Source organism: Amycolatopsis rhabdoformis, assembly GCF_035918295.1.
Classification (GTDB): Bacteria; Actinomycetota; Actinomycetes; order Mycobacteriales; family Pseudonocardiaceae; genus Amycolatopsis; species Amycolatopsis rhabdoformis.
In genome coordinates, this window is record NZ_CP142149.1 from 9,325,266 (window position 1) to 9,337,519 (window position 12,254).

Sequence of the window (12,254 nt, forward strand, 5' to 3'; positions counted from 1 at the left end):
GGTTGGGCACAGCCTCCGGCGGCAGTCGAGCAGCCAGGCAATCAGCAACCTGGGCCAGCGGATGCGCAGCAACCGCAAGTTCAAGCAACGAATGGAATGCCCCACCCGAGCGGTGTGCCGATGCCTGGTGCCCAGCCATCGCAGCCAGACGCGTCGACGAGCGGGTTGACCCAACCGACCGGTCCGCAGGGCCCGGCCGGACAGCCGGTGCTGCCTCAGTCCGCCGGGTCGCAGAGCCTGGCTGGACAGCCGGTGCTGCCTCAGTCCGCCGGGTCGCAGAGCCTGGCTGGACAGCCGGTGCTGCCTCAGTCCGCCGGGTCGCAGGGCCCGGCTGGACAGCCGGTGCTGCCTCAGTCCACCGGGTCGCAGGGCCCGGCTGGACAGCCGGTGCTGCCTCAGTCCGCCGGGTCGCAGAGCCTGGCTGGACAGCCACCGCAGCCGAATACGCCGCCCCACCCGGCCGGGTCGCCGGGCCCAGCTGGGCAATCACCACAGTCGAACGCGCTGCCCCAACTAGCTGGGCCACAGAACCAGGCTGGACAACCGCCCCAGCCGATCGTGCCGCAGAGCCCGACTGGCCACTCACCACAGCCGGCGCCACTCCAGCCACCCGGGCCGCAAAGCCCAGCCGGACAACTGCCGCAGCAGCCCGCCCTACCCCAACCGAGCGGAGCACAACAACCGACCTGGGACCAGGAAGTGCGAGCCTCCTGGCCCGACCTCCCCCAACCCCAAACCCGACCCGCCCTGGGCCCCGACGGTCGCCCCCTGCCGGTCTTCCCCGGTCAGGAAACCGGTCCCGCGACGCCTCCGCCGCCCGCAGCGCGGGTCTACCGCGCCGCGCCGCCCGTGTTTCCCGGCAGGGAACCGGTGGTCCCGGTTGTGCCCGAGACTGGGGGAGCGGCGGAGAAGCCCGGGTTGCCGCAGCCGTCGTCGATGGAGCGGAAGTTGGCGGGGCAGCGGGGGCAGGCTGAGGGTGCGCAGGTGAGGGAGGTGCCGTTGGGGCTGTCCCAGCCGAACCAAGGGCAGCCTCCGGCCCAGCCCGCCGACGACACCCCCACCCCGCCCCGCGGCATCCCCCGCGTGCGGGGCTGGTTCGACCAGCATCCCGACAACCCCACCACCCCACCCGCCACCACCGACACCCCGGACGACGGCGAATTCGGCCCCACCGGCGACCCGACCGAGATCCCGTTCCGCTGGCGCAAGTGACCCGCCGGATGTCAGGCTGGACGCATGGCTGACGACCCCAACCCCGACCCCGGCTGGTACTACAACACCCGCACCCACGAGGTGGAACACCTGGAACGCAGCCGGAGCATCGACCTCCTCGGCCCCTACCCCGACGAGGCCACCGCCCGCCGCGCCCTCGACATCGTCCGCGAGCGCAACAAGCAGGCCGACGCCGCCGACCGCAAATGGGAAGGCGGCTGACCCAGCCCGCCGACGCGCCCGGCCCTGGCCGAACAACGGGACGCCGTAACCGCTGTCTCGGCCGGGCTAGTCGGATGTCTCTGTCGACTCGGCCCAGCCCTCGGCGCCACCTGTGAACAGGTGGGCTCGTGATCTGTTTTGCGCCATCGGCGCCCGGACCGTGCGGCACCAACCGGGCAGGCGTGCTCCGCTCAGTCGCCGAGCCAGGTAGGTCTTTGGCTGTCGGCCGTGCGGATATGCGCCTCAAGCCAGACGGGTCCGTCGCTTGCATCCTTCGGAACGGCCAGGCGAAGCTGCCACATTGCCGCGTCGCAGTCGCCTAACCGAGCCCAGCCGACCTGATGCTCAGCCACCCCAGGCTCGGCCTGCTCAGTGACGCATGACGAAGCCCCGCCCACTAAAAGCCTCACAAAACCGTCGAAACCTCCGGCCCCAACACGAACTCCGGATCCACCTGCTCCTCAAGATCCCCACCAGTCCGGCCGTTCCCCCAGGCCCGCGCATTGCGCAGGTGGAACTCCACCGCCTGCCGCTGGTAGCGCGCCCAGTCCCGCGTCACGCCGTCCACCGTCGACAGCATCGAGCCCAGCGTCCCGAGGTTGTGCGGCTCCAGCTCCGAGATCGGCCGAGCCGTGCCGCGCTCGGCGGAGCGCACGTGGCCCGACGACTCCAGCCATCCCAGCAGCGCCGGGCCCAAAGACGACTGCAGGAAGGCCACATCCTCCGCATCCGTCACCTTGTTCCCCACCGCCACCAGACGCACGCCGAAGTCGCGGGCGTGGTCGGCGTACTGCCGATAGACGCCGACGCTGCGGAGCGTCGGTTCGCAGACCAGGAAGGTCACGTCGAAGCGGGTGAACAGGCCCGAGGCGAAGGCGTCGGCGCCGGCGGTCATGTCCATGACCACGTATTCGCCGGGGCCGTCGACGAGGTGGTTGAGCAGGAGCTCGGCGGCGCCGACCTTCGAGTGGTAGCAGGCGACGCCGAGGTCGTCCTCGTCGAACTGGCCGGTCACGCCGAGCCGGACGCCGCCCAGGGAGCGGAAGCACGTCGAGAAGACGGGGTTGTCCTCGAAGGGCCTGACCAGGCGGGAGCCGCGGCCGGGCGGGGTGGTCTTGATCATCGAGGACGCCGACGGGATGCGCGGGTTGGAGCCGCGCAGGTAGTCCTTGATCAGCGCCATGTTGTCACCCAGGGTGGGCCACGCCAGGGCCTGCTCCTCGGTCGCGCCGAGGGCCACGGCGAGGTGCTGGTTGATGTCGGCGTCGATGGCCAGCACCGGTTTGCCGGCGTCGGCCAGGTAGGAGACGAACAGCGACGAGAGCGTGGTCTTCCCGCTGCCGCCCTTGCCGACGAACGCGATCTTCACGGCGAAACCCTTTCACAAAATGAAGATGGTTTTCATTACACGCAGAGCTCAACGTACACCCGCGCGGCTCGCGCCCGAACGGGCGATCGGGGGCCGGTTCGCGGGATACTGTTGTGTGGTGCCACTCGTGATCAGGACACCCGCGTCGGGAGGGGACTTCGGTCGGCTCCGGACGGAGTTCTCGTTGCCGGAATCGTTCGGCCCCGAGGTGCTCGCCGAAGCGGAAGCCGCGGTGCTCTCCGCCCGCCCCGAGGGCCGCGAGGACGCCACGGACCTGCCGTTCGTGACCATCGACCCGCCGGGCGCCAAGGACCTCGACCAGGCCATGGTCGTCGAACGCACGCCGAGCGGCTTCCGCGTGCACTACGCCATCGCCGACCTCGCCGCGTTCGTCCCGCCCGGCGGCGCGCTCGACCACGAAGCCCGCCGCCGCGGTCAAACGCTGTACTTACCCGACGGCAACGTCCCGCTCCACCCCACCGTCCTCTCCGAAGGCGCCGCGAGCCTGCTGCCCGGCGAGATCCGCGCGGCCGTGCTCTGGACCATCGACGTCGACGCCGCCGGCGAACCCGTGGCCACGCGCGTGCGCCGCGCGCTGGTGCGCTCCACCGAGCAGCTCGACTACGAGAGCGTGCAAGCCTCCCTCGACGCCGGCCGGCCGCACCCGTCCGTCGAGGCGCTGCCGGAGCTGGGCCGGCTGCGGCGCGAGCTGGCCGTGCGGCGCGGGGCCGTGGAGCTACAGCTGCCGGAGCAGGAGATCAGCGGCGACCCCGACGGCGGCTGGGCGCTGGCCCGCCGCCCGCGCACGTCCGTCGACGCGTGGAACGCCGAGATCTCCCTGCTCACCGGCATGGCCGCGGCGCAGATCATGATCGAGGCCCGCGTCGGCGTGCTGCGGACGCTGCCGCCTCCCGAGCCCGACGCCGTCGAGTGGTTGCGCCGCTCGGCGTCGGTGGTGGGCGTGGCGTGGCCGGCCGGGCTGGGGGTCTCGGAGTTCCTGTCCTCTTTGGACCCCGGACAACCGTCGTCGATGGCCATTTTCGCCGACACCACGCGGCTTCTGCGCGGCGCGGGCTACACGTCCTTCGACGGTTCCCTGCCCGCCCTCACCACCCACGCCGGCATCGGCGGCGCGTACGCCCACGTCACCGCGCCGATCCGCCGCCTGGTCGACCGCTTCGGCACGGAAGTCTGCCTCGCCGTCACGGCCGGGCAGGAGGTTCCCGCGTGGGTGCGCGAGGCGCTCGCCGAGGTGCCGGTGCAGATGTCCGCTTCGGACGGTCTCGCCGCCCGCGTCGAGCGCGCCTGCATCGACCAGGTCGAGGCGTGGGTGTTGGCCGAACGCGTCGGGCGCGAGTTCACGGCCGTGGTGCTGCGCGCGGAGGAGACGCGCGCAGAGATCCTCGTGGAGGACCCGCCCGTGATGGCCAAGTGCACCGGCGAGAAATTTCCCGAAGGTGAACGCATCGGCGTCCGGCTGACCGCCGTGGACGTCGACAAGCGGAAGGTGTCGTTCGAACGCGTATGAAGGATCTCTTCGACGACCTCGGTGAGCCTGTCCCGCTCGACGGTCCGCCGTCCAGGGTCGTGTCGCTGGTGCCTTCGCTCACGGAGGCGGTGGAGGTCAGCGCGCCCGGACACCTGGTCGGCGCCACGGACTACTGCACGCACCCGTCCACTTTGGACGTCCCGCGCGTCGGCGGCTCGAAGTACCCGAAGGTCGACGATGTCCTGGCTTTGCGGCCGGATCTGGTCCTGGCCAACTCGGAGGAGAACCGCCCCGAAGACGTCGAACGGTTGCGCGCCAACGGGATTCCGGTGTTCGTCATGGAAGCCGCCGCTTCGGTGCCCGCCGCCCTCGGCTCGTTGCGCCGTCTCCTCACCCAGGTCTACGAGCTCGACCAACCGGCCTGGCTCGTCGAGGCCGAAGAACTCTGGCGCACCACCGCCCCCGTTCGTCACCACGCCGTCATCCCGGTCTGGCGCAAACCCTGGATCGTCCTCGGCCACGACACCTTCGCCGGCGACGTCCTCCGCCGCGTCGGCGTGGCCAACGCGTACGCCAACGCCGAGGACCGCTACCCGCGCCCGCCGCTGGCCGAACTGCAAGCCGCCCGCGCCGACATCGTGGTGCTGCCGGACGAACCGTACGAATTCACCGCGGACGACGGCCCGGGTTTCTTCCCGAATCTCAGGCCACTGCTGGTCTCGGGCCGCTACCTGACCTGGTACGGCCCGTCCCTCGTCGAAGCCCACGGCGCGCTGACCCGCGCGTTGGCGGACCTGTGACGTCCGTCGGCGTCCGTGCCGCGCGTCTGCTCGCGGCGCTGGAGTGCTGCCGCATCGAACCGGGCCTGGCACCTCCGGCCACCCGGTCTTTTCCCCGCGGGGGTTCGACATCATTGGCTACGGCAGCGATCTGCTGAACCAGATCGTCCGAGAGTTCGCCGAACCCATGACTTCGGGGCGGTGCCCGCCGCGGCGGCTCCGAGTCAGGTGGCAGCTCGGCAAGCTCACTCGGACTTGTTCGTGCCGGAGATCGGGGCTCGTGGTCTGGAGCGGAGTGGCCGGTGCCCCGCCATCGAAGGCAGGGACACCGGCCGCTCACGAGACCTACTTCAGGCCGAACGCCCGAGTGACGGTCTGGCTGATACCGCCACCATTGCGCTGCTTGGCAGTCACACGGATGGACACGTAACCGGCCCGGGCGGGCGCGTGGAGCTGCGCCTGCCAGGTGCCCCTGTTCTCCTTCACGGCCTCCGGGTGCCAGGACGCGCCGTCGTCGTAGGAGACCTCCAGCTTGACCGAGGCGACACCGTCCTCGGCGGCAGCACTGCTGACGACCGGCTTGACCGAGAAGGCGGACGTGCGGGTTGCTCGCCCGGCGAGGTCCAGGTCTGTCCCGTAGTCGAGTTGGACCAACGGGATGGCCTGGTTGTCGGCGGTGCCGGAGAGGAAGTTCCACTCGGTGTGCGTGGTGGAGGAGTACGGGGTGAGCTGGGCGTTCCCCACCGTGTCGGCGACGAGCCGGTACGGGAGTTTCTGCGGGGCCAGGTCACCCACGCCGAAGTCGGGGCGAGGGCCGTTCTGCACGAGCAGCTTGTCGCCCTGGTAGAGCGCGAAGCTCCGGGACATCAGGCCGGTGTCACCGCTGTGCGCCGAACCTCCGTCACCGAACCCCGCGAGTGTTCCTCCCATGGCGTTGCCGACCCGGTGCGGGACCTCGAAACTGAGCATCCGCGGTCGCGTGATCGGGCCGAACCAGTGTTCGCTCTGCACACTGCGCGGCTGGTAACTCGCGATGTCGGTGAAGGTCTGCCAACCGTCGATGCCCGCGTACTGCTGCCACTTGACACCGTTCCCGGCGGAGACCCAGTCAGTGCGGTGACCGGCGGCGACGGGCTCTCTCGGGAACGGGGGAACCCGCAAGCTGCCATACACGGCATAGGGGAAGCCGGCCGGGAAGTACTCGTACGACGGACTGTCCTCGCGGCTTTCGGTGATCTGTTTGCCGGCGGGCGGGGCGAAGGTGTTGTCGATGCGTGCGAGGCTGCCGGGATCCGTTGCGGCGGAAGGATCGTCGGGCACGCTGCCCTGGTGGTAATCGGCCAGGTCGTACAGGTACTCCGGCGTGGGATGGGCTTCCACCGCCAGCTTGGTCGGCTTCTTTCCCGCGGTGGTCACGGTTCTGATCAGTTGCTCGCCGTCGTCCTGGGTGACCGAGGCGACCGGGATGAGCCCCGCCGTGGTCCCGTCCGGGCCGCCGTACCAGTCGCTCTTGCGGCCATCGCCGTCGTTGACCACCAGGAGCATCGACGCCGCCGCGGCGCGCGCCGCGGCCACCTGGTCGGTCGGGGACACGGTGGAGTCGCTGCGGACGATCACGGCCTTGCCCCGGGCGGACAGGCCGGTGTAGTCGGCCGGTGCGCCGTCACCGCCGTAGACCGCGTCGAGGTGGGTGCCGCCGCTCGGGAACGGGGCAGAGCCGGGCTGCACCAGCAGCGTGTCGTCGAGGTCGTGCCCCTGGTAGCTGATCTTCAGCGGGGTCTGCACCGCGCGGATCCGGGTGGCGAAGACGAAGCTGCCCTTGGTCACCTTGTTCTTGGTCGGCAGGGCCCAGAGACTGTCGTAGCTGGTGTCGGGCATGAGGATTTCGTGCAGCGCCTGCGTGTCGCTGGGCGTGGGCCGGCTCGAGGTGAAGGAGCGGAACAGGTCGATCCTGCTGGTGGCAACCGATGTGGGCTGGGGTGTCGCCACCTTGATCTGGTGCAGGCGGGAAGCGTCCAGGTCGACGCTCTTGTCGGAGGTCAGGTTGAGCTCGGGGGCGGTGAGCACCGCGAAGCCCACGGAGTGCGGGCCGGTGCGGCCAACCACGTCCATTGTGGACACGAGGGTGTAGGAGCCGGGCGCCCAGCGGCTGGTGAGGGTGCCGTCCGGGACCCACATGACGGTGGTCTTCCCGTCGGCTCCGGTGATCTCGACCTCACCGCTCACGGGCTTGCCCGCCCGGTCCTTCAGGCGGACCGTCAGGTTGTACTTCTCGGACTCGACCGACACGCCCACTGCGGTGTGCACGACGCCGGCCGCGAAGCGGGCGGTGACCTGCGCGGAGTACTGGCCCGCCGCCAGGCCTGCCGGGGTGGCCCGGAGCCCGACCTTCGAGGTTCCGTGTGCCGGTACCGTCACGTGGTCGGCGGCGAGGCTGAACACCCCCGCGGGCGAGTCGCCGCGGTCGGCCGTGAGGCGCAACGTGATGGGCTCGTCGGTGGTGTTGGTGTAGGAGATCTGCCGCGCGACCGGCTTCGGCGACCGGTTCCTCGACCAGGGAACGAGTCCGGCGTCGACCGATCCGCTCGCGATGATCTGGTCCTGCGCGTACGCGGTGCTCACGTCCACCCGGCCGCTACCGGCCTGGTACGCGCTGTAGGCGGGGGTCAGGACGCTGGTGCTCATCAGAGCGTCTTTGATCTGCCGGCCGGTCCACGTCGGGTGCTTCTGGGCCAGGAGCACCGCCGCTCCGGCGACGTGCGGCGCCGCCATGGAAGTGCCGCTGTCCGTGCGGTAGTAGCCCTCGCCCGAGCTCATCTGCTGCGAGCGCGCGGCCAGCACGTCCACGCCGGGGGCGGTCAGGTCCGGCTTGAGGGCGTCGTCGATCATCCGCGGCCCGGCGCTGGAGAAGTCCGCGAGGTGGTCGGAGGTGTCCACCGCGCCGACGGTGAGGGCGGCGTCCGCGGTTCCCGGTGAGCTGACGCTGTACGGACTGTTGCCGGCGTTGCCCGCGGCGATCACGAAGAGTGCGCCGGTCTCCGAACTCAGCTGGTTGACGGCTTGGCTCAGCGGGTCGTCCTGGGTGTGCCACGCCGGGGTGCCGAGGCTCATGTTGATCACCTTGGCGTGCTCGGTCTGCGCGGCCCACTCCATCCCCGCGATGATCCCCGAGATCGGACCGGAGCCGTTGTCGCCGAGGACCTTGCCCACCAGCAGGTCCGCGCCGGGGGCGACACCCCGTTCCTGCCCGTTCGAGGCGGCTCCGGTGCCGGCCACGGTGGAGGCCGTGTGCGTTCCGTGCCCGTTGCGGTCGGTGATGTCCTCGCCCGCAACGAAACTGCGCGACGCCACGACGCGGTCGGCCAGATCCGGGTGAGTGATGTCCGCTCCGGAATCCAGGACCGCGACCCGGACGCCGGTGCCGGTGTCCCCGGCTTCCCACGCCGTGGGCGCGCCGATCTGCGCCGTCGTGTCCGCCAGGTCCGCCTTCGCCTGGCCGTCGAGCCACACCTTGTCGACACCGGCGGCGAGCGACGGTTCCCTCACTTCGTCCGGGCTTGTGGCGGCCCGTGCCGTCGGTCCCGCGGCAGCACGGGCGTCGGGGCCGGTCAGGGCGGACCAGAAGGCAGAGGCCTGGGACCGTGGGGTTTCGACGGCTTCACCGTGGACGGACGGAAGCTCCAGGGTGGTCTTCGCGCCAGGTAGCACGACATCGGACGGCGCTCTCCGGGCGGACGTGCCGCTCTCGGGTGCCGACACGTCCGGGGAGTGCGTGATGATCAAGGGAAGCGCGCTCGTGTGGGCGTCGTCGTAACCCTGCGCGATCAACTGGGTGATGTCGAAAAGCTGCTTGTCCAGCCGGCCGGTGGCGAGGTAGGGCATCGCACTGTCGGGGTAGACAAAGGTGTCACCGCCCTCGACGGCGACTCGTACCGCACCCGCGGCGCCCGGCGCGCGCGTGACGTCGTCCACCGACACTGTTCCGTCCGGTGCTCGAGTCGCCGTCACCTTGTCACCGGTGATCAAGGTGACGGCAACCGGCGTGGGCTGCGCAGCGCTCTGGTCGCCCGAAGCGGCTTGCGTGAGTGCCAACGGAGTAGTTGCTTGGGCCGTCAGCGGAAAGGCCGAGGTGGCAACAAGAGCAGCAGCCACCGACGCTGCGGATCTTCGGACGAAGGGAAGCGGCATTTCTCCTCCATGGTCAATGATCGAGTGGATCAGACCACCTGGGGAGGGGAAATGTAAGTACTTGAGTTCTTGACCATCTGGCTGTACATGCGCAGCTGGTCAGGGTGCGGCCGGCCACCCGCTGACGCCGCGCGCGCCGCCCCTGGTACCCGAGGAGGCGGGACGCGTCGCGGCCGGATCAACGCCCTACAGCGTCAACCCCGTCAACACCGTCACCCGTTCCTCCGTGAAGTCCGCCATCGCGGCCGCCGGGCCTTCGCGGCCGACGCCCGAGTCCTTCACGCCGCCGTAGGGCATCTGGTCGGCGCGGAAGCTGGGGACGTCGCCGATCAGGACGCCGCCGACCTTCAGTCGGGCGGAGACGTCGAACGCCGTCGGCAGATCGCGCGTGAAGACGCCGGCCTGCAGGCCGAAGCGGGAAGCGTTGATCCGCTCCACGCCTTCGTCCACAGAGGACACCCGGACCAGCGAAACCACGGGCCCGAACACCTCCTCCGCCATCACCGCCGCGTCCTCGGGCACGTCGGCCAGCACGGTCGGCTCCACGGTCGCGCCGGAGCGGCCGCCGCCGGTGAGCACGCGGGCGCCGGAGGAGACGGCGTCCGACACCCACGAAGCGACGCGCGTGGCGGCGGCCTCGTTGATCAGCGGACCCACGTCCACCCCGTCGGCCGACGGGTCACCAGTGCGGAGAGCGGCGACTTGGGCGAGCACACGGGACTCCAGTGCGTCGTAAACATCGGTGTGCACGTAGACCCGCTGCACCGAGATGCACGACTGGCCGGCCTGGTACATCGAGAACGTCGCGATCCGCTGCGCCGCGAAGTCGAGGTCGGTCCAATCCGGACAGACCAGCACGGCGCCGTTCCCGCCGAGCTCCAACGAAACGTGCTTGCGCGGCACACTGTCGCGAATGGACCAGCCCACCGGAACCGACCCGGTGAACGACACCACCGGCAGCCGCGGGTCGCGGACGAGGGTGGCGGTTTCCTCGTTGCCCAGCGGCAGGATCGACCAGCTGCCGGCGGGCAGGTCCGTCTCGGCCAGGATCTCGCCGAGCAGCAAGGACGTGAGTGGCGTCGCGGGCGCCGGCTTGAGCACGATCGGGGCGCCAACGGCGATCGCCGGCGCGACCTTGTGCGCCACCAGGTTCAGCGGGAAGTTGAACGGCGTGATGCCGAGCACTGGCCCGCGCGGCACCCGCCGCACCAGCGCCATCCGACCGGTGCCGCCCGGGTCCGTGTCGAGGCGCTGCAGCTCGCCGGAGAAGCGGCGGGCCTCCTCGGCCGCCCAGCGGAACGTCGATACCGCACGCCCCACCTCGCCGCGCGACCACTTCAGCGGCTTGCCCGACTCGGCCGTGATCAGCGCGGCGATCTCCTCGGCCCGCGAGCCCAACGTCCGGGACACGTGGTCCAACGCGCCCGCCCGCACGTGCGCGGGGACCACGGCGAACTCGTCGGCCACCGAAGCCGCCGCCGCGACCGCCGTTTCGACGTCCGAAGCCGTCGGAACGTAGTGCGAGCCGGCCAAAGCGCCGTCGTACGGCTGCCGGACTTCGACGGAAGTACCACCGGTCACCGGCTTGCCGGCCACCCAGAACGGAACAGTCACTTGCGCACCTCCGTGCGAACGGCGTGCTCGAGCACCGAAAGGCCTTCGTCGAGCAGCTCGGGGGACAGGGACAGCGGCGGCAGCAACCGGATCACGTTGCCGTAGGTGCCGCAGGTCAGCACCACCACGCCGAGCGCGTGGCACGCAGCAGCGACGCGCCGCGTCAGATCCGGGTCGGGCGTCGAAGTGCCCGGCCGCACGAACTCCGCCGCCAGCATGGCGCCGCGCCCGCGCACGTCACCGATCACGCCCGTCGACGCGGCCAGCGCCCGCAGCCGCGGCAGCACCAGCTCTTCCACTCGCCGAGCGGCAGCCGCCAGATCGCCCGACCGCAGGGTCTCGATCGACCCCAGCGCCGCGGCGCAGGCGATCGGGTTGCCGCCGTACGTGCCGCCCAGGCCACCGGCGCCGACCGCGTCGAGCAGCTCCGCGCGCCCGGTCACCGCCGACAGCGGCAGGCCGGCCGCGATGCCCTTGGCCGTCGCGATCAGGTCCGGCACCACGCCTTCGCGCGAAGACGCGAACCAGTCGCCCGTGCGGCAGAAGCCGGTCTGCACCTCGTCGGCCACGAACACCACACCGTTGGCCGAGCACCAGGCCGAAAGCGCCGGCAGGAAACCGGGCGCGGGCTCGATGAAGCCGCCTTCGCCCTGGATCGGCTCGAGCACCACGGCCGCCACCTGGTCGCCGCCGATCTGCTTCTCGATCCGGTCGATCGCGATCCGCGCCGCCTCCGGACCCGAAAGCCCGTCGCGGTACGGGTACGAGCCCGGCACGCGGTACACCTCCGGCGCGAACGGCCCGAACCCGTGCTTGTACGGCACCGATTTCGCGGTCAACGCCATCGTGAGGTTCGTCCGCCCGTGGTAGGCGTGGTCGAACACCACCACGGCCTGGCGCCCGGTCGCGGCGCGCGCGATCTTCACCGCGTTCTCCACGGCCTCCGCACCCGAGTTGAACAGCACCGACTTCTTCGCGTGGTCACCCGGCGTCAGCTCGGCCAGCGCCTCACAGACCTCCACGTACCCCTCGTACGGCGTGATCATGAAACACGTGTGCGCGAACATGCCCGCCTGCTCGCGCACCCGGTCGACCACGGCCGGCGCGGAGTGCCCCACGTTCGTCACGGCGATGCCGGAGCCGAAGTCGATCAGCACGTTGTCGTCGGCGTCGGTGAGCAGGCCACCGCTGGCCGACGTCACGTACACCGGCAACGTCGAGCTCACGCCCGCCGCCACCGCGGCCGAACGCCGCTCCTGCAACGCGCGCGAAGCCGGGCCGGGGATTTCGGTGCGCAGCCGGCGCGCGACGGGCGCCGGGGCCACCGGGGTCTCGGTGGTCGTCATGGGCTCAACTCCTGGGGAAACGGGCGGGTCACCAC

Annotated in this window: 8 protein-coding genes; 4 read left to right on the plus strand and 4 right to left on the minus strand. The window is 70.8% G+C overall.

Translation table 11 applies throughout. The features are described from left to right. Positions 1 to 984: 984 nt before the first annotated feature. Positions 985 to 1,212: a hypothetical protein gene (locus tag VSH64_RS43460; RefSeq protein WP_326568547.1), complete on the plus strand. Its 228-nt coding sequence runs from the start codon at positions 985 to 987 to the stop codon at positions 1,210 to 1,212. 24 nt (positions 1,213 to 1,236) lie between these two features. Then, complete coding sequence (locus VSH64_RS43465) at positions 1,237 to 1,434, plus strand: hypothetical protein (RefSeq protein ID WP_326568548.1); 198 nt, start codon at positions 1,237 to 1,239, stop codon at positions 1,432 to 1,434. 406 nt (positions 1,435 to 1,840) lie between these two features. Here the strand turns inward: VSH64_RS43465 and VSH64_RS43470 are convergent, their stop codons facing one another. Beyond that, positions 1,841 to 2,803 carry an ATP-binding protein gene (locus tag VSH64_RS43470; RefSeq protein ID WP_326568549.1) on the minus strand — a complete coding sequence of 321 codons (963 nt, stop codon included), beginning with the start codon at positions 2,801 to 2,803 and terminating at the stop codon, positions 1,841 to 1,843. A 127-nt stretch (positions 2,804 to 2,930) separates the two neighbouring features. Here VSH64_RS43470 and VSH64_RS43475 point away from each other — a divergent pair, with 127 nt between their 5' ends. Continuing rightward, positions 2,931 to 4,331, plus strand: coding sequence for an RNB domain-containing ribonuclease (locus VSH64_RS43475; RefSeq protein ID WP_326838203.1), 1,401 nt, complete (start codon positions 2,931 to 2,933; stop codon positions 4,329 to 4,331). Further along, complete coding sequence (locus VSH64_RS43480; RefSeq protein WP_326568550.1) at positions 4,328 to 5,092, plus strand: helical backbone metal receptor; 765 nt, start codon at positions 4,328 to 4,330, stop codon at positions 5,090 to 5,092. Before VSH64_RS43475 ends, VSH64_RS43480 begins: the two co-directional genes overlap by 4 nt. Positions 5,093 to 5,416: 324 nt before the next feature. Here VSH64_RS43480 and VSH64_RS43485 read toward each other — a convergent pair whose 3' ends face one another. From VSH64_RS43485 to gabT, 3 genes are all read right to left on the minus strand, one after another. After that, positions 5,417 to 9,043 (minus strand): S8 family serine peptidase, encoded by a 3,627-nt coding sequence (locus tag VSH64_RS43485; protein WP_326568551.1) that lies wholly within the window; start codon positions 9,041 to 9,043, stop codon positions 5,417 to 5,419. Positions 9,044 to 9,445: 402 nt separating this feature from the next. Then, positions 9,446 to 10,873: an aldehyde dehydrogenase family protein gene (locus tag VSH64_RS43490; RefSeq protein ID WP_326568552.1), complete on the minus strand. Its 1,428-nt coding sequence runs from the start codon at positions 10,871 to 10,873 to the stop codon at positions 9,446 to 9,448. Beyond that, positions 10,870 to 12,219 (minus strand): 4-aminobutyrate--2-oxoglutarate transaminase, encoded by a 1,350-nt coding sequence (gene gabT / locus VSH64_RS43495; RefSeq protein ID WP_326568553.1) that lies wholly within the window; start codon positions 12,217 to 12,219, stop codon positions 10,870 to 10,872. Before gabT ends, VSH64_RS43490 begins: the two co-directional genes overlap by 4 nt. Positions 12,220 to 12,254: the final 35 nt, after the last annotated feature.

What these genes read in the sequence shown, in the direction of transcription:
- gabT (WP_326568553.1), bottom strand. Translation starts at nt 12,219, where the DNA reads ATGACGACCACCGAGACCCCGGTGGCCCCGGCGCCCGTCGCGCGCCGG.
- VSH64_RS43480 (WP_326568550.1), top strand. Translation starts at nt 4,328, where the DNA reads ATGAAGGATCTCTTCGACGACCTCGGTGAGCCTGTCCCGCTCGACGGT.
- VSH64_RS43465 (WP_326568548.1), top strand. Translation starts at nt 1,237, where the DNA reads ATGGCTGACGACCCCAACCCCGACCCCGGCTGGTACTACAACACCCGC.